The sequence below is a fragment of the Pseudomonas sp. BAY1663 genome (genome assembly GCF_000582595.1).
GTDB classification, from domain to species: domain Bacteria; phylum Pseudomonadota; class Gammaproteobacteria; order Pseudomonadales; family Pseudomonadaceae; genus Stutzerimonas; species Stutzerimonas stutzeri_AF.
Map to the genome: position 1 here is coordinate 13,415 of NZ_AZSV01000054.1, position 17,662 is coordinate 31,076.

The 17,662-nt window shown below is 66.0% G+C and carries 15 protein-coding genes and 2 pseudogenes; 11 read left to right on the top strand and 6 right to left on the bottom strand.

Annotated features, from left to right (window positions below):
- Positions 1-44: 44 nt before the first annotated feature.
- The 3 genes from BAY1663_RS15145 to xseA form a co-directional block, all read right to left on the bottom strand.
- Positions 45-587: a hydrolase gene (locus tag BAY1663_RS15145; RefSeq protein ID WP_037042318.1), complete on the bottom strand. Its 543-nt coding sequence runs from the start codon at positions 585-587 to the stop codon at positions 45-47.
- A gap of 26 nt (positions 588-613) precedes the next feature.
- Positions 614-1,438 carry a peptidoglycan DD-metalloendopeptidase family protein gene (locus tag BAY1663_RS15150; RefSeq protein ID WP_037042320.1) on the bottom strand — a complete coding sequence of 275 codons (825 nt, stop codon included), beginning with the start codon at positions 1,436-1,438 and terminating at the stop codon, positions 614-616.
- Positions 1,439-1,615: 177 nt separating this feature from the next.
- Positions 1,616-2,992, bottom strand: coding sequence for an exodeoxyribonuclease VII large subunit (xseA, locus tag BAY1663_RS15155; protein WP_037042347.1), 1,377 nt, complete (start codon positions 2,990-2,992; stop codon positions 1,616-1,618).
- 114 nt (positions 2,993-3,106) lie between these two features.
- Here xseA and BAY1663_RS15160 point away from each other — a divergent pair, with 114 nt between their 5' ends.
- The 3 genes and pseudogenes from BAY1663_RS15160 to guaA all read left to right on the top strand — a co-directional run bounded on the left by BAY1663_RS15160 (position 3,107) and on the right by guaA (position 6,949).
- Positions 3,107-3,658, top strand: coding sequence for a hypothetical protein (locus BAY1663_RS15160; RefSeq protein ID WP_037042324.1), 552 nt, complete (start codon positions 3,107-3,109; stop codon positions 3,656-3,658).
- 126 nt (positions 3,659-3,784) lie between these two features.
- Positions 3,785-5,254, top strand: a complete 1,470-nt coding sequence (guaB, locus tag BAY1663_RS15165) for an IMP dehydrogenase (protein ID WP_037042326.1) — start codon at positions 3,785-3,787, stop codon at positions 5,252-5,254.
- Between the two features lie 116 nt (positions 5,255-5,370).
- A pseudogene (guaA, locus tag BAY1663_RS15170) lies at positions 5,371-6,949 on the top strand (glutamine-hydrolyzing GMP synthase).
- A 42-nt stretch (positions 6,950-6,991) separates the two neighbouring features.
- Here the strand turns inward: guaA and BAY1663_RS15175 are convergent.
- Positions 6,992-8,419 carry a PLP-dependent aminotransferase family protein gene (locus tag BAY1663_RS15175; RefSeq protein ID WP_037042328.1) on the bottom strand — a complete coding sequence of 476 codons (1,428 nt, stop codon included), beginning with the start codon at positions 8,417-8,419 and terminating at the stop codon, positions 6,992-6,994.
- 91 nt (positions 8,420-8,510) lie between these two features.
- Here BAY1663_RS15175 and BAY1663_RS15180 point away from each other — a divergent pair, with 91 nt between their 5' ends.
- The 6 genes from BAY1663_RS15180 (at position 8,511) to tadA (ending at position 13,983) form a co-directional block, all read left to right on the top strand.
- Entirely contained in the window at positions 8,511-8,930 is a 420-nt protein-coding gene (locus BAY1663_RS15180; RefSeq protein ID WP_037042330.1) for a cupin domain-containing protein, read from the top strand.
- 19 nt (positions 8,931-8,949) lie between these two features.
- The gene (locus BAY1663_RS15185) at positions 8,950-9,405 is read left to right on the top strand and encodes a carboxymuconolactone decarboxylase family protein (protein WP_037042332.1); all 456 of its coding nucleotides are present in this window, start codon (positions 8,950-8,952) and stop codon (positions 9,403-9,405) included.
- Between the two features lie 461 nt (positions 9,406-9,866).
- Positions 9,867-10,184: a hypothetical protein gene (locus BAY1663_RS25380; protein WP_102893973.1), complete on the top strand. Its 318-nt coding sequence runs from the start codon at positions 9,867-9,869 to the stop codon at positions 10,182-10,184.
- Positions 10,185-10,586: 402 nt separating this feature from the next.
- On the top strand, positions 10,587-11,966 hold the full coding sequence (locus BAY1663_RS25385; RefSeq protein ID WP_256206807.1) for a DUF2182 domain-containing protein: 1,380 nt from the start codon (positions 10,587-10,589) through the stop codon (positions 11,964-11,966).
- A 129-nt stretch (positions 11,967-12,095) separates the two neighbouring features.
- Positions 12,096-13,466 (top strand): multicopper oxidase family protein, encoded by a 1,371-nt coding sequence (locus BAY1663_RS15200; protein WP_037042336.1) that lies wholly within the window; start codon positions 12,096-12,098, stop codon positions 13,464-13,466.
- A 22-nt stretch (positions 13,467-13,488) separates the two neighbouring features.
- Positions 13,489-13,983, top strand: a complete 495-nt coding sequence (tadA, locus tag BAY1663_RS15205; protein ID WP_037042338.1) for a tRNA adenosine(34) deaminase TadA — start codon at positions 13,489-13,491, stop codon at positions 13,981-13,983.
- A 127-nt stretch (positions 13,984-14,110) separates the two neighbouring features.
- Here the strand turns inward: tadA and BAY1663_RS15210 are convergent, their stop codons facing one another.
- Positions 14,111-15,208 carry an ABC transporter ATP-binding protein gene (locus BAY1663_RS15210; RefSeq protein WP_037042340.1) on the bottom strand — a complete coding sequence of 366 codons (1,098 nt, stop codon included), beginning with the start codon at positions 15,206-15,208 and terminating at the stop codon, positions 14,111-14,113.
- On the bottom strand, positions 15,205-16,125 hold the full coding sequence (gene argF / locus BAY1663_RS15215) for an ornithine carbamoyltransferase (protein ID WP_037042343.1): 921 nt from the start codon (positions 16,123-16,125) through the stop codon (positions 15,205-15,207). Before argF ends, BAY1663_RS15210 begins: the two co-directional genes overlap by 4 nt.
- A 274-nt stretch (positions 16,126-16,399) precedes the next feature.
- Between argF and grxD the strand changes: the two genes are divergently transcribed.
- Positions 16,400-16,726: a Grx4 family monothiol glutaredoxin gene (gene grxD / locus BAY1663_RS15220; protein WP_037042345.1), complete on the top strand. Its 327-nt coding sequence runs from the start codon at positions 16,400-16,402 to the stop codon at positions 16,724-16,726.
- 251 nt (positions 16,727-16,977) lie between these two features.
- Positions 16,978-17,341, top strand: a pseudogene (locus tag BAY1663_RS15225) (VanZ family protein).
- Positions 17,342-17,662: the final 321 nt, after the last annotated feature.

Here is a 17,662-nt window from a genome sequence, read left to right on the forward strand (position 1 = left end):
AAGCCGCATGGAGACGCCCAGCCGGCTGTTGCGTCCGCGGCGATTCAGCGGATGAATTCGCGGCTGATGCGCTTGAACAGCTCGGTGCCGGCGCGCTCCATCCATTCGAAGGCGACCATCTCCCGCGAAACGATCACCGCGCCGGCCTGGCGCATGCGCGCAAGTGCCAGCGCCTTGTCCGAGGCGCGGCGCGAACCGACCGCCTCTTCGACGACGAACACCTCATGGTCCCGCGCCAGCAGGTCGAGCACCGTCTGCAGGACGCAGACATGGGTCTCGCAGCCGCAGACCACGAACTGTCGACGCTCGCCACCGGGACGCTTGAACAGCTCGCCGTCGCCGGCCGCGGAGAAGTGCAGCTTCTCGAGGATCGCCGCCTCGTCCACGCCCTCGCGCAGGGGCGCGACGGTGAGGCCGAGGCCCTTGCTGTACTGCTCGGTGAGCAGCACCGGTACGCCGACCTGCCGGGCGACCTGTTGCAGCCAGGCGGTGTGCTCGGCCATGGCGGCGCCGTCGAGGATCGCCGGGAACAGCCGTTCCTGTATATCGACGACCAGCAGGGTGGATTCCGTGGCTTTGATGCGCATCGCTGTCATTCCTCGTGGTGATGCGTTCAGGGCTTGAACGCGCCGATAAAGATGGCCGGGTCGACCCGGGTGTCGTTGAGGCTCACGTTCCAGTGCAGGTGAGGCCCGGTGGCGCGGCCGGTGGCGCCCACCTTGCCGAGCACCTCGCCGCGGCCGAGCCGGTCGCCGACCTTCACGTCGACCGCGGACAGGTGGCAGAACATGCTGATCAGCCCCTGGCCGTGGTCGAGGAAGACCGTCTTGCCGTTGAAGAAGTAGTCGCCGACGAGCGTCACCGTGCCGGCGGCCGGTGCCTTGATCGGCGTGCCGGCCTTGGCGGCGAAGTCCAGCCCCGAATGCGGGTTGCGCTCCTCGCCGTTGAAGAAGCGGCGCAGACCGAACGGCGAGGACAGCGGGCCGTCCACCGGCCGGTCGAACAGCAGGTTGCTCGGCTGGTTCTGGCTGAACTGGCGATAGGCGCGGGTCTGCTCGTCCAGTTCGCGCGCGATGCGCTTGAGATCGTCCGGGTTCGGATTGACCTGGCGCTGGTTCTTCAGCGTGATGTGCTGCGCGCGGTATTCGCGGGCGTCGACCCGGAAGCGCTGCGGGCGGCCGTCGACCTGCAGCTGCTGCTCGCCGGGTTGCACCGTGAGTGGGATGCCGACGATGGCGATCCAGCGCTGGCCGTCTTCCTTGATCACCAGCGCCGGTTTGTCCTGGTAGCGCACCTGCGGCGCCTGCGGACCATGCCCGGCTGCGATGACGGCAACGCCCCCGGGCACCGGTTTGTTCAGCAGGCGGGTGATGAAGCCTTCGGCATGGGCGGGAAGGGCAAAGGCGAGGGACAGCAGCAGGACGACGGTACGTGGCATGGGGGGTTCCGCTGGGAGGGATGGCTCATCCTCGCGTAAACGCCTGGCGAGGGAAAGGGGACGATGTTTGGCAGGCCTGCGGCCTGCATCGCCGCGAAGTCGCGCCTCCCACCGGGTTCGGAGTGCACCGGCTGCCTTTGTGGGAGGCCCGACCTCGGGGCGATGTTTTTGGTGCTTTTAAAGCAGCGGCAGCGTGACCGGCTCGAGATGATTGTCTTCCACCCTGACCTCCAGCTCGCCTTCGCCGAGCCGGGCCTTGAGCCGTTGGCCGGGGTGCGCCTGGCTGGCGCGGCGGATCGCCTGGCCGCGTTCGTCGAGCAGGATGCTGTAGCCACGGCCGAGGGTGGCCAGCGGGCTGACGATATGGAGCGTCTGCACCAGGCCCTGCAGCTGCTGGCGCCGGCCGTTCAGCGAGGCTTGCATCGCCCGCGGCAGGCGCTCGGAGAGATGCTCGAGGCGCTGGCGCAGCAGTTTCAGCGTGCGCCCCGGATGCTGTGCGGCGAGGCGCGTGTCTAGGCGCGCCAGGCGTTCCTGGCCACTGCACAGGCGCCGGTCGATGGCGCGCAGCAGGCGCTGTTCGAGATCGTCGATACGCTGGGCCTGTTGCTGCAGGCGCTCGCCGGGATGGCGCAGGCGCCGGGTCAGGCTCTCCAGACGCATGGCATCGCGGTGCAGGCGGTCGCGCATGCGCAGCAGCAGGCGTTGCTGCAGGCCGTTCAGGCGCTGCTGGAGGTCGGCGCTGCTGGGCGCCAGCAGCTCGGCGGCCGCCGAGGGTGTCGGCGCGCGCACGTCGGCGACGAAATCGGCGATCGACACGTCGGTCTCGTGGCCCACGGCGCTGACGATCGGCGTGGCGCAGGCATCCACCGCGCGTGCCACGGCTTCCTCGTTGAAGCACCAGAGGTCCTCCAGCGAGCCGCCGCCGCGGGCCAGGATCAGTGCATCGAAACCCTGGGCGTCGGCCAGCTGCAAGGCACGGACGATCTGCCCGGTGGCTTCGCGGCCCTGTACCGCGGTGGGGATCAGGGTCAGCTCGACCTGCGGCGCGCGGCGGCGGAACACCGAGATGATGTCGCGGATCACCGCGCCGGTCGGCGAGCTGACGATGCCGATGCGCCGCGGATGGGCGGGCAGGGCGGCCTTGCGCTCGGCGGCGAACAGACCCTCGGCGGCGAGCTTTTCCTTCAGCGCCTCGAAGGCCAGGCGCAGCGCGCCATCGCCGGCCGGTTCGACGCTGTCGAGGATCAGTTGGTAGTCGCCGCGACCCTCGAACAGCGAAACCTTGCCGCGCACGCGCACCGCCAGGCCGTCGCGCAAGGCCTGGCGTACTCGCGCAGCGTTCTGCCGGAACAGCGCGCAACGCACCTGGGCGTTCTTGTCCTTGAGGGTGAAATAGATGTGGCCGGACGCCGGGCGGGCGAGATTGGATATTTCGCCTTCGACCCAGACCTGGGCGAACACGTCCTCGAGCAACAGCCGGGCGCGGCCGTTGAGCTGGCTGACGGTGAGCACTTCGCGGTCGAGACCGAGGCGCTGGAAAGGATCTTTGAGCATGGCGGCGATGATACGGGAAAAAGGCGCGAAGGGCGCCGGCGACCGGGCGCGATTGACCTGGGCGGCCAGCGCATTAAGCTGCGCGCTGCCCTTCGCCTTCCGTCCGAGCCGTTCATGAGCCACAGCCAAGCGATCATCGTGCCGCGCATTTCCACCTTTCCCGCGCATGAGCCCCGGGCGCGGGTGATCCTGCGCTGGCTCGCCGAGCGCCGCATCGTCGAGGCGCTGCCGACCACCTGCGGCCGCGGCGTGGGCGGCATGGCCTATGCGATCGCCCCAGGAGCGCGCGACGTGGTGCGGCACCCGGAACTGCTGCCGTTCGGCGAGGCGATCAACGGTCTGGAGGTCGTCACCCGGCGCTGCATCTACACGCCGACCCGCGATTTCGCCGAGGAGGCCGGCTGTCCCGAGTGCCGCCGGGAAATCGGCGAGGCGCTGTTCGAGAGCCTGGATGACTGGATGCCCGGCCAGACCGACAACTTCAGCTGCCCGGAATGCGGCTTCGAGGACGACATCAACGGCTTCCTGTTCATCCCGGCCTGCGCCTTCTCCAACCTCGGCTTCATCTTCAACGGCTGGGGCGAGGCCGGCTTCGAACAGGCCTTTCTCGACGAGTTCGCCGAACGTCTGGGCTTTGCGGTGGCTCTGGTGATCGATCATCCGTGACCGGGCAGTCACTCCGGAGAGGCGGCGCCTGCCGTCGTTCGCGCCGCCGCTCACATCCGCATTGAGCGCAAGGAGGTGCGTGGGTATAATGCCGCGCTTCCTTTTTCCCGCCTGGGAGCCCCCGCCATGCTGCGTATCAGCCAAGAAGCCCTGACTTTCGACGATGTTCTCCTGATCCCGGGTTATTCCGAGGTTCTGCCGAAGGATGTCAGCCTGAAAACCCGCCTGACCCGCGAAATCGAGCTGAACATTCCGCTGGTTTCCGCAGCCATGGACACCGTCACCGAAGCCCGCCTGGCCATCGCCATGGCGCAGGAAGGCGGCATCGGCATCATCCACAAGAACATGAGCATCGAGCAGCAGGCCGCCGAGGTGCGCAAGGTCAAGCGCCACGAGACGGCCATCGTCCACGACCCGGTCACCGTGACCCCGGAGACCAAGATCAGCGACCTGCTGCGCAAGGCCCACGAGCTGGGCTTCTCCGGCTTCCCGGTGGTGTCCGGCAAGGAGCTGGTGGGCATCGTCACCGGCCGCGACCTGCGCTTCACGCCGAATGCCGGCGACTCCGTGGCGGCGATCATGACGCCCAAGGACAAGCTGGTCACCGTGCTCGAAGGCACCGGCCTGGAAGAGATCAAGACCAAGCTCTACGAACACCGCATCGAGAAGATGCTGGTGGTCGACGGCAGCTTCAACCTGCGCGGGCTGGTGACCTTCCGTGACATCGAGAAGGCCAAGACCTACCCGCTGGCCTCCAAGGACAGCCAGGGCCGCCTGCGCGTCGGCGCGGCGGTCGGCACTGGCGCCGATACCGGCGCCCGCGTCGAGGCGCTGGCCGCGGCGGGGGTCGACGTGGTGGTGGTGGACACCGCCCACGGCCACTCGCGCGGCGTGATCGAGCGCGTACGCTGGGTCAAGGACAACTTCCCGCAGGTTCAGGTGATCGGCGGCAACATCGCCACCGCCGAAGCCGCGCTGGACCTGGTCAAGGCCGGCGCCGACGCGGTCAAGGTCGGTATCGGCCCGGGCTCGATCTGCACCACCCGTATCGTCGCCGGCGTCGGCGTGCCGCAGATTTCCGCCATCGCCAACGTCTCCGCGGCGCTGGAAGGCACCGGCGTGCCGATGATCGCCGACGGTGGCATCCGCTTCTCCGGCGACCTGTCCAAGGCCATCGTCGCCGGCGCCAACGCGGTGATGATGGGCTCGATGTTCGCCGGCACCGAAGAGGCGCCGGGCGAGATCGAGCTGTTCCAGGGCCGTTCCTACAAGGCCTACCGCGGCATGGGCTCGCTGGGCGCCATGTCCCAGGCCCAGGGTTCCTCGGATCGCTACTTCCAGGACTCCTCCGCCGGTGCCGAGAAGCTGGTGCCCGAAGGCATCGAAGGCCGCGTGCCGTACAAGGGCTCGCTGGCGGCGATCATCCACCAGCTGATGGGCGGCCTGCGCGCATCCATGGGCTACACCGGCAGCGCCACCATCGACGAGATGCGCACCAAGCCGCAGTTCGTCCGCATCACCGGCGCCGGCATGGCCGAGTCGCACGTGCATGATGTGCAGATTACCAAGGAAGCGCCGAACTACCGGGTCGGCTGATCGGTTGACTCAACAGGTGCCGGAAGCTGGAAGCTGGGGCCGGAAGCGATGACTTCCGGCTTTCACTTCCAGCTTCCGGCTTTTCAGCTTCAAGCTCTTTCCGAAGGAAAGCCACCATGTCTCATCCTGACATTCACGCCCACCGCATCCTGATCCTCGACTTCGGTTCGCAATACACCCAATTGATCGCCCGCCGTGTGCGCGAGATCGGCGTCTACTGCGAACTGCACCCATGGGACATGAGCGAAGAGGATATCCGTGCCTTCGCTCCGCGCGGCATCATCCTCGCCGGTGGCCCGGAGTCGGTCCATGAGCAAGGCAGCCCGCGCGCGCCGCAGGTGGTGTTCGACCTCGGCGTGCCGCTGTTCGGTATCTGCTATGGCATGCAGACCATGGCCGAGCAGCTCGGCGGCAAGGTGCAGGGCTCGGATATCCGCGAGTTCGGCTATGCGCGCGTCGACCTGGTCGGCAAGTCGAAGCTGTTCGACGGCATCGAGGACCACATGGACGACGACGGCGTGTTCGGCCTCGACGTCTGGATGAGCCATGGCGACAAGGTCACCGAGATTCCGGCCGGCTTCCACATCCTCGCCAGCACGCCGAGCTGCGCGATCGCCTCCATGGGCGACGACACCCGCGGCTACTACGGCGTGCAGTTCCACCCGGAAGTGACCCACACCCGCCAGGCGGGCGCATCCTGTCGCGCTTCGCCCTGGAAATCTGCGGCTGCGAGGCGCTGTGGACGCCATCCAACATCGTCGAGGACGCCATCGCCCAGGTGCGCGCCCAGGTCGGCAATGCCAACGTGCTGCTCGGCCTTTCCGGCGGGGTGGATTCCTCGGTGGTCGCCGCATTGCTGCACAAGGCCATCGGCGACCAGCTGACCTGCGTGTTCGTCGACAACGGCCTGCTGCGCCTGCACGAGGGCGACCAGGTGATGGCCATGTTCGCCGAGAACATGGGCGTCAAGGTGATCCGCGCCGATGCCGAGGCGCAGTTCCTCGCCAACCTGGCCGGCGAAGCCGACCCGGAGAAGAAGCGCAAGATCATCGGCCGCACCTTCATCGACGTGTTCGACGCCCAGGCCAGCAAGCTGGAGAACATCAAGTTCCTCGCCCAGGGCACCATCTACCCGGACGTCATCGAGTCGGCCGGCGCCAAGAGCGGCAAGGCCCACGTGATCAAGTCGCACCACAACGTCGGCGGCCTGCCGGAAGAAATGAACCTGCAACTGGTCGAGCCGCTGCGCGAGCTGTTCAAGGACGAGGTGCGCAAGATCGGCCTGGAACTGGGCCTGCCCTACGACATGGTCTACCGCCACCCCTTCCCGGGCCCGGGCCTGGGCGTGCGCATCCTCGGCGAGGTGAAGAAGGAATACGCCGACCTGCTGCGCCGTGCCGACCACATCTTCATCGAGGAACTGCGCAACTTCGACTGGTACCACAAGACCAGCCAGGCCTTCGTGGTGTTCCAGCCGGTGAAATCGGTCGGTGTGGTCGGCGACGGCCGCCGCTACGCCTGGGTCGTCGCCCTGCGCGCGGTGGAAACCATCGACTTCATGACCGCGCGTTGGGCGCACCTGCCTACGAGCTGCTGGAGAAGGTCTCCAACCGTATCATCAACGAGATCGAAGGCATCTCCCGCGTCACCTACGACGTGTCGAGCAAACCGCCGGCGACCATTGAGTGGGAATGATCCCGCAACGCTGCATGAAGAAACCGGCTTAGGCCGGTTTTTTCATGGGCGCGGGTCGCAGCCGAGACGCCGGACGATATCGACCAGGCGATCGCAGGCTTTCGCGAGTTCCTTGGTTGGCGAGGTCGCCACGCCCAACAGGAGTCCGGACCGGCTGCTCTGCGCAGAGGCATACCAAGCCGAGAGCGGAGCCGGAAACATGCCGAGAGCCAGCAGCTCACGCGCAATGCTGAGATCCGAGCTGCCGTCGGGCAACCGCAGCAGGACGGCCAGGCCCGTCGGCATGAGGTCATCGGCGTCGAAACGGGGCCGAAGCTCCGCCAGCATAGCGTCCCGTTTGCTGGCATAGGCGCGCTTCAACCGGCGCAGGTGGCGCAGATAATGGCCTTCGCGCATGAATTCCGCGGTCGCGAGTTGCGTGGACGGCCCGGGCGGCGGGGCGAGACAGGCTGCGACGTCGGCGAAGCGGGCCACGAGGTCGACTGGCGCAACGATAAAGCCAAGGCGGAGTGTCGGGCTGATCGTCTTGCTGAACGAGCCGATGTGGATGACCCGCCCGGCGCGATCGAGCGATGCCAGCGCCGGCGCGGCCCGCCCGGCCAGTTGCAGCTCGCTCAGATAGTCGTCCTCGATGACCCAGGCCCCGCTCGCGGCGGCCCAGTCGAGCAGGCGCAGACGCCGTTCGAGTGACAAGGTCGCTCCGAGCGGCGCCTGCTGCCCGGGCGTCACCACCACCAGCCTGGCATCGGGGGCGTGGCGCAGACCATGGTCGATGTCGATGCCGTCCGCATCGACAGGGATCGGCGAGAGAGACAATCGAGCAAGCTCGAGCCCCTTGCGGGTGAACGGAAAGCCCGGCTCTTCCATCCAGGCTTTCTCGCCTTCGAGGCCCAGCACGCGGAGCGCCAGTCCCAGTCCCGCAGCATAGCCACCGGTGACGATGATCTGCGACGGCGAGCAGGCGATGCCGCGGGCGATGGCGAGGTATCCGGCGATCTCACGCCTGAGTTCGAGCTCGCCGCGCGGGTCCGGATAGCGGGGCGCCGCGCTCGCTTCGGCGCGCACCGCATTGGCGCGGATGCGTGCGAAGAGCGTGGCCGGAAAGGTCTCCGTTGCCGGGACGCCCATCTGGAAGAGGGCCGGCCCTTGGGTCATCTCCTGGTAGATATCCAGGAATGATCCAGGGGCCGGCGGTGGTTCGCTCTTCACCACCGCGCGAGGACGCGGGGCGACGCGGGTTCCACTCGCTCGGGACGCGACGATCAGTTGGGCGGCATCCAGCTTCTCATAGGCCACCTGCACGGTGCCCCGGGCGACGCCGAGCTGGGCGGCGAGGTCCTGCCAGGAGGGCAGGCGCGCGCCCGGTTCCAGCACGCCGCTTTCGATCGCGGTCGCAATGCCGCGCCGGATTTGCTCGGTGAGCGGCGTCCTGGCGGAGCGGTCGAGGTTCAGGTTCAGGGGCTTCGTCATGCGGTAGTAGTACAGTATTTTTTCGCATTTTTGGTTCTTTTTTATGGGTCAGTGCGGCGCTATCTTCCATGTGGCAATCAGGAGAAAGCCCATGAAGATGCGATCCATCCTTACCGCTACCTGCGCGGCCCTCGCAATTGCCAGCGCGTCGTCGGTCCTGGCTCACGAATCCCAGGCCGAAAGCGTCACCCAGAACTTCGAGCAGCCCATTCCCAATCTTTCCGGCAAGTCGTTGATCGCCGTGGAAGTCGATTATGCGCCCGGCGCGGCTTCCCCGGCTCACACCCACGCGAAGTCGGCCTTCATCTACGCCTATGTGATCTCGGGCGCGATCGAGTCGAAGGTGAACGATGGCGAGACGCGCATCTATCAGGCCGGCGAGAGCTTTGCCGAACCGCCGAACGCGCGCCATTCGATCAGCCGCAACGCGAGCAAGATCGAGCCGGCGAAGCTGCTCGCGGTCTTCGTCCTCGACACCGGCGACAACCCGCTGACCACTCCCACTAAATGACCTTCGAGGGAAGAGCAACATGAGCAAACGACTGGACTACAACCAGATTGCGCCGAACGGCGCCAAGGCCCTCGGCGGGGTCTATGGCTATGTCATGCAGAGCGGCCTGCCCGCCGAGCTGGTGGAGCTTGTCTATCTGCGCGTCTCGCAGATCAACAACTGCGCCTACTGCCTCGACATGCACACCCGAGACCTGATGAAGAAGGGCGTGGCGATCGAAAAGCTCGCCCTGGTGCAGGCCTGGGCGGAAGGTGGCAATCTCTTCAGCGACACCGAGCGTGCCGCGCTGGCCTGGGCCGAGATGGTGACGCGTGTGGCCCAGACCGGAGTGCCGGACGACGCCTATCAGGCTGCGCGTGAGTTTTTCGGTGAGAAAGAGCTGGTCGACCTCACGATCGCGATCAGCCTGATGAACGCCTTCAACCGCATGGCGATCAGCTTTCGCAACACGCCTCAGGCGGCAATCAAGAACTGAGCGAAGCGCACCGCGGCGCTCGCACTACGAAGGCGTTCCTCTCATGAGAGTCTTTGTTGCTGGCGCCACCGGTGCGGTGGGCCTTCCCCTGGTGCGCGCGCTGTGCACCCTGGGTCATCGGGATGATGCGGGCCGGGCGCCGATCTCCTGCGCGAGCTTGGCGCCTCTGCGGCCATCGTCGATGCCTTCGTTTCGCCAAGCGGTCCGCGATGCGATTGCGGCGGCTGCGCCGGATGTGGTCATTGACCTGCCTACCTCGCTGCCATCGATGCCGTAACCGCCGCTGTAGCGGGCCCATGAGGGCCAGGCCAATGCCGTGGTCTCGCGCCTTTGCCGGCTCTGCCTGAACCCTGGGAAGGTTTCTCGTATGCGGCATCCTGGCATCGGCAAGCTACTGCCGGGGTCGCATATGGAGACGGAGGGTGTAGAATCCCGCGCCCCAAAATCCAGGAGACAATACGTTGGTGATTCATTACTCCGCGTCCAATGAGCATGTCGCATGTGGGCGAACCGGATCCAGGCTGAACAGCTCTCGGGAACAAACGCAGGTTTCGTGCAAGCTCTGCCTTCGCGTCATTGAGAAAGGGGCCAATGAGCCGGTGCGCAAGACACCCAGCCTTGCCGAGCTCAGAGCTGCTGCAAAAGCTGCGAAAGCGAGTGCAGCGGTTGCGAAGCCGGCGGCCGTCCTGACACCTCGCGCCGAATGGCAGAAACGTCTTGAGCAACTGCCGGGGCGCAACCGCCTTCCCCGTGGCATCTCACGGCAAACCTTCATCTAGCCGTCTTACCTTCACCTTGACGTGGTGAGCGCTGCCGCCACGTCCTGCATCGAGATACCCGCGTCGGGGCTTCCCGCTCTCCGGCGACCGGGTGCTCCATCCGCCGCCCGCTGCGTCCGGGAATTCTTCTCGAATGGCCTTCACCGTGGCCGCCTTGCCGTTCTGGGCGGCAAGGCGGGATGCTCGGACCGATCGAACGGCAGAGCTGCTGCAACGCTTGCGGTAGTTCGCCGAATCGAGATGTACGACCGATGCCTCGATTCCGCCTTGCCCATGGGTGCGCGAGCGAGGGTTATTCGGCTCGTGGCTCAGCCCGGATGGCCAGATGCCGATTCCGTCTAATGCCCGCCGCTGCGCACCGTAAGCTGATAGAAGAGCGTTCCGCTCGGTGAGGAGATGATCATGGCCACCTATACCGATTGGCGTCTGCACGGCCCCGGTGTGGACCTGTGCAATTGCAACTATGGCTGCCCCTGTCAGTTCAACGCACCTCCGACGGATGGCAAATGCGAGGCGGCGGTCGGCTTCCACATCGTCGAGGGGCATTTCGGCGAGACCTCGCTCGACGATCTGCACGTGGCCTGTACCTTCGCCTGGCCAGGGGCGATCCATGAAGGAAACGGGCAATGCCAGGCATTCATCGACGAGCGTGCCAGCGAGCCTCAGCGCCAGGCGCTGCTGACCATCCTTAGCGGCCAGGAACAGGAGCCGACGGCGCTCTTCGCGATCTTCGCCAGCACGCTGTCGACCATGCACGAGCCACTGTTCGTCCCGGTCGAGGTACTGAGCGATCGGGACTCGCTGACCGCCAGCATCCGCGTACCCGGCCTGATCGAGGGCAAGGTCGAGCCCATCCTCAATCCAGTGGACGGCTCGCCGCATCGGGCGCGGATGGTGCTGCCGGAGGCTTCGAATTCGGCGAGGCCGATTGCGCCAGCGCCGAGTTCAAGACCTCGGGTGCCATCGCCCTGGAGTATGCCGGCAGCAATGCCATGCTCTACGACCTGCATATGGGACCCAATGGCATCATTCGCGCCTAGCCGCATCGATTGGGGCGCGGCGGCCGCCGGTAGCGGCATACTCGCGCTCTGCGCGCTGGCCTGGTATTGGTCGGCGCGCGAAGCGTCGCTCATGGCGGCCATGGGCGATATGCAGATGCCGCCTACCGACTGGTTTTCCCCGCAGGGGCTGTTCGTCCTGGGCATGTGGCTGACGATGATGCAGGCGATGATGTTGCCGGCGGCTCTGCCGATGATCCTGCTCTATCGTCGCTGCGTACTGAGAGACCGGCAGCGGACCGCCCGGCTCTGGCTGTTCTGTGCCGCCTACGTGCTGGTGTGGTCCGGCTTTGCCCTGTTGCTGAGCGGCTTGCAGGCGCTCGGCGAGCATGTCGGTGTGCTCGATCCGATGCGCCTGCGCCTGCCGCCGGCGCTGGGTGGCCTGGTCCTGCTGGTGGCCGGCCTGTACCAGCTGAGTCGGGCCAAGGCCGCCTGTCTGCGGCATTGCCAGAGCCCGCTAGGCTTCCTGCAGCATCATGCCCGTCCGGGGCTGGCCGGCGCCTGGCTGACCGGCCTGCGGCATGGCCTTTATTGCCTGGGCTGCTGCTGGGCGTTGATGCTCGTGCTGTTGGTGGTGGGGGCCATGAGTCTGTGGGGCATGGCGCTGCTCAGCCTGCTGGTACTGGCGGAAAAGCTGCTGCCCCTGGGCGAGGGCTGGCGCCGCTGCAGCGGTGCGCTGCTGATCGCCGCCGGCCTGCTGTTGCTGTTCTGGGCGCGTTCCTGAGCGAGCGCTTCCTGCGTGGCACGCCTCGTTGCGGCCATCGGACACAGCCTTCGGAGCGGCGACGGTCGCACAATCCCAAGCGTTAATGAGAAACTATGTCGTCTTCATCGCAAGGGATTTCCGGGGATCATGCCGTTTACCCGCAGACAGATACTCACTGGCCTGGTCGGGCTGGGCGTCGCCGGCGCAGGCGTTGGGGGCGTACGCTACTGGCTCGGGCGTCCCGCTGATGTCACCACGCACGACTATGAATTGATCGCCGCGCCGCTCGATGTCGAGCTGGTGCCGGGCCATTCGACGCCCGCCTGGGCCTATGGTGGCCAGGCGCCGGGCCTGGAGCTGCGCGGCCGCCAGGGCGACTGGCTGCGGGTGCGCTTCATCAACCGTCTGCCGCAGCCGACCACCATTCACTGGCACGGTATCCGTCTGCCTCTGGAAATGGACGGCGTGCCCTATGTGTCGCAGTTGCCGGTATTGCCCGGCGAGTTCTTCGATTACCGCTTCCAACTGCACGATGCCGGAAGCTTCTGGTATCACCCGCACACCACCAGTGGCGAGCAGCTGGGGCGCGGGCTGGTCGGTCCGCTGATCGTCGAGGAACGCGAGCCGAGCGGTTTCCGTCATGAGCGCACGCTGAGCCTGAAGAGCTGGCACGTCGACAGACAGGGGGCCTTCACCGCGTTCAGCGTGCCCCGCGAGGCGGCGCGTGGCGGCACGCCCGGCGTGCTGTCGACGGTGAACGGTGAGCACGGGCCGACGCTGGATCTGCCGGCCGGGCAGGTCGTGCGCCTGCGCGTGCTGAACCTCGACAACACGCTGACCTACCGGCTGAACCTGCCGGATGGCGAGGCGCGCATCTATGCCCTGGACGGCCATCCGGTCGCGCCACGTCCGCTGGGCAAGGAGTACTGGCTGGGCCCGGGTATGCGCATCGAACTGGCGCTGCGGGTGCCGGTGGCCGGCACGGAACTGTCGCTGCGCAACGGGCCGCTGCGCCTGGCGACCCTGCGTTCGGTGGCCAGCGAGGAAGCGGCAGGCGATTGGCCGCCGCCGCTGCCGGCCAATCCGGTGGCCGAACCGGACCTGCAGCGCGCCGAGACGCTGCGCTTCAATTTCGAATGGGCCGGCAACCTGTCGACCGACGTCGAGCAGGGCGGCGCCTACACGTTCTGGCAGATCAATGGCCAGGCCTGGGACATCAACGACAAGAGCTGTGCCGAACGGCCGATCGCGACCCTCAAGCGGGACGGCCACTATATCTTCGAATTGCGCAATCTCAGCCAGTATCAGCATCCGATCCACCTGCACGGCATGGCCTTCAAGGTACTCGCCTCCAATCGCCGGAAGATCGATCCCTGGTTCACCGATACCTATCTGCTGGGCAAGAATGAAACGGCGCGAATCGCCCTGGTGGCGGATAATCCCGGCGTCTGGATGTTCCACTGCCATGTCATCGATCACATGGAAACCGGCCTGATGGCCGCGATCGAGGTGGTGTAGCGCGGGTCCTATGGTTGGAATCATGAAGAAACCACAGATCATCGATCGCGGTCAGGACGAGCGTTTCATGCGCGAGGCGCTGGCGTTGGCGGCGCAGGGCGCGGTGCTGGGAGAGGTGCCCGTGGGCGCGGTGCTGGTGCAGGATGGCCAGGTCATCGGGCGCGGTTACAACTGCCCGATTTCCCGACACGACCCCAGCGCCCACGCGGAAATGGTGGCGATCCGCGAGGCCGCGCTGAGCGTGGAGAACTATCGTCTGCCGGGCAGCACGCTGTACGTGACGCTGGAGCCCTGCAGCATGTGCGCCGGGCTCATCGTGCATTCGCGCATCCGGCGCGTGGTGTACGGCGCCACCGAGCCGAAGGCCGGCGTGGTGGTCAGCCGTGGGCAGTTCTTCGCGCAGGAATTTCTCAACCATCGGGTATTGGTCGAGGGCGGGGTGCTGGCGCAGGAGTGTGGCGCGGTGCTCAGCGAGTTCTTTCGGCTGCGGCGGCAGAAGGGGCGAGCGGACGGCTGATGCCGGTGCATGGTGGGCGCTTGGTCCTTGCTGGCGATGCTCTCTCACGGCGCCGGATCGCCAGCAAGCTGGCTCCTACCGGTAGTGCGCTGGCTTGCTTGGACTGCCGAAGCTCAAGTCGTGGGCTTCAGTGGGTCGCGGCGACCGCCGGGAGCGTGTCGCGGGCGGCGACGCTGCCCTGGGCCGGGAATATCACCAGATGATCGGCGGCGATGGCGATCCCCACATCCTGGCCGGTGGGGTAGTCGGCATGGCTGGCGAAGATGGCCACCAACTGGTTGCCGGTGGGCAACTGCAGCCGGTAGAGCGTCGAGGCGCCGAGGAACGTCTTGCCGATGATCAGGGCGCGCAACGGGCTGTCCGGCCGATAGACGATGTCGTCCGGGCGCAGCAGGACGTCCACCGAGCTGCCCGTCGGCCAGTTGTAGGCGCGGTTGCCGTGGATGATGCCGATCTCGGTCTGCACGGTTTCCGGGTCGAGCAACTGGCCGCGAATGAAGTAGCCCTGGCCGATGAAGCTGGCGACGAAGGGCGTCAGCGGTTCGTGATAGAGGTTGAAGGGCGTGTCCCACTGCTCCAGGCGGCCATCCTTGAACACGCCGACCTGATCGCTGACCGCGAAGGCCTCTTCCTGATCGTGGGTGACCAGGATCGCGCTGGTGTTGCGTGCCTTGAGAATCTCGCGTACCTCATGGCTGAGGCGCCGGCGCAATTCCACGTCGAGATTGGAGAAGGGCTCGTCGAGCAGCAGCAGGGCCGGTTCGGGGGCCAGAGCACGAGCCAGCGCCACGCGCTGCTGCTGGCCGCCGGACAGTTCGTGCGGGTAGCGCTTGCCGAGCGCCGGCAGATGCACCAGCTCGAGCATCTCGGCGACGATGCGTTGGCAATCTGGGCGCTTGCGGATGCCGAAGGCGATGTTTTCCGCCACGCTGAGGTGCGGGAACAGGGCATAGTCCTGGAACACCATGCCGATGCGGCGCTTCTCCGGCGCCAGGGTGAAGCCAGCACGGGAAATTACCGTGTCCGTCAGCTGTATTTCGCCCTGATGCACCGGCTCGAAGCCGGCAATGGCGCGCAGGGTGGTGGTCTTGCCGCAACCCGAGGGGCCCAGCAGGCAGCCGATATCGCCGCGATTCAGGTGCAGGCTCAGGTGCTGCACGATGCTCTGCGTGCCATAGCCGCAGGCCAGGTCACGCAGTTGCAGTAGCGGCGGTTCGCTCTTCATGCGTGGTGGTAGGCGGGCTCGACGAGAAATTCGAGCAGCGCCTTCTGTACATGCAGGCGATTCTCCGCCTGGTCCCAAGCGACCGAGCGGGGGTCGTCGAGCAGGTCTTCGCTGATCTCCTCGCCACGATGCGCCGGCAGGCAGTGCATGAACAGCACGTCCTCGGCGGCGCAGTCGAGCAGGGCGCGGTCGACCTGATACGGACGGAAGGTGGCGAGGCGCGCGGCGACTTCGTCCTCCTGGCCCATCGATGCCCAGACATCGGTGCTGATCAGGTGCGCGCCAGCGGCGGCCTCGTGTGGATCGCGCATCACCTGCACGCGGTCGCCGGCGCGGGCCAGCAGCGCGGCGTCGGGCTCGTAGCCCTCGGGGCAGGCAACCTTCAGCTGGAAATCGAACTGGATCGCCGCTTCTATATAGGTGTTGCACATGTTGTTGCCGTCGCCGATCCAGGCCACCGTCTTGCCGGTGATGCTGCCGCGGTGCTCGTGGAAGGTCTGCATGTCGGCCAGCAACTGGCAGGGGTGCAGGTCGTCCGACAGGCCGTTGATGACCGGCACGCTGGAGTGCGCGGCAAAATCGGTCAGGGTCGAGTGAGCGAAGGTGCGGATCATCACCGCGTCCAGCATGCGCGACATGACGATGGCCGAATCGCTGATCGGCTCGCCGCGGCCAAGCTGGGTGTCGCGCGGCGACAAGAAGATCGCCTGGCCGCCGAGCTGGATCATGCCGGCTTCGAAGGACAGCCGGGTGCGGGTCGAGGCCTTTTCGAAGATCATGCCCAGCACGCGGTTCTTCAGGGGTTCGAACAGCATGCCACGCTCGCGCAGATCCTTCAGCTCGATGCCGCGGCGGACCAGGCCGATCAGCTCCTGGGGCGTGCAGTCCATGAGTGAGAGAAAATGCCTTGCGCTCATATCAACTACCTTTATTGCCACAGCGTGCAGTCCTGGGATTTCCGGGGAAAAGAGGGACCGACGACTGGGGGTCGCACGGGGAGCGACGAAACGGGAAAGGCGCGATCTTATCCAGAAACCAAGCGCAGGCGCAAATCTCGCCCCGGCCTGGTGCAATGCCCTGAATCGCAGCATTGGCGGCCTTTGCAGCGCCATTAAAGCTGAGTCCTTCGCTCGGCTTTCGGGAAGGATTTCCGTTACAATGCGCGGCAACCGTGTCTAGCCGAGGTACTCCATGGATATCATCGAAACCATCAAAGAACAGATCGCCAACAACCCGGTGCTGCTGTACATGAAAGGCTCGCCCAATGCCCCGCAGTGCGGGTTCTCCGCGCGCGCTACCCAGGCGGTGATGGGCTGTGGCGAGAAGTTCGCCTACGTGGACATCCTGCAGAACCCGGAAATTCGCGCCAACCTGCCGAAGTACGCCAACTGGCCGACCTTCCCGCAACTGTGGGTCAACGGCGAGCTGGTCGGCGGCAGCGACATCATTCTCGAGATGTTCGAGAAGGGCGAACTGCAGACGTTGATCAAGTCGGCGGTCGGCAAGGCCGACGCCTGAGCCGCGGTTTCGCTCGTTTCGCGCCCCGTTGTAACGAATGCCCGCATCGAAAGGTGCGGGCATTTTTATTGCTTCTGAAATATGCCGACAAGGACGAGTGGCGAACGGCCCGCGATCTTTGTGCCGTTTCGTTTGTCTATTGGCCGCGTGGCGAAGGTATGCGGCAAGGCCTGTCCTTGCGTAGTGCTTTGGCCTTGGTCCACTGGCCGCCAACTGTAGATTGGTGCGTCCTGAACGAGAGTTGTCCGCTTATGCCATATTTGCGTGCCGTGCCCTTTCTGATCGTGCTGGTAGTCGTGCTGTTCAATGGCTTGAAATCCGAGCCCGTTCCGCAACTGTTCGATCAGCAGGACAAACTGCACCACCTGTTCGGATTCGCTGCCCTGGCCTTCACCCTGCGTCTGGCCTTTCCCCGGGTTTCCTTTCTCTGGGGCTTGTTGCTGACGGTGGCGGCTGCGCTGCTGATCGAGATGGGGCAGGGCTTCCTGCCGAACCGGATGGCGTCCCGTTGGGACATGCTGGCGAACGTGCTTGGGGTGTTGCTGGGATGGGGGGTGTTCGTTGTTGGCGCAGGGCTGGTTGCGCCAGCGTCCCGGCGAGCCGCTGGCAGAGTGACGGGGACCCTGTAGGAGCCAGCTTGCTGGCGATGCTCCTGATGTGGTTCCGGATCGCCAGCAAGCTGGCTCCTACAAAAAGCAGGGGCTGTGCGGGCGCGCTCCTACAGTTCGTAGGGTGGAAAGCCGCGAAGCGTTTTCCACCGTGTTCCGGTGTGTCGGGCGTTCGCTCCGAAGAACTGGGCAGCAGCCGGACCCGACGCGTGGATGAGGCTGCGCCGTCATCCACCCTACGCTTGAAAGCTCGGGCTTCTCACACAAGCAGCAGGCGCTCACCAGGCCCTGTAGGAGGCTGAAGCCGCAGTCCCTGGTGAGAGTCAGA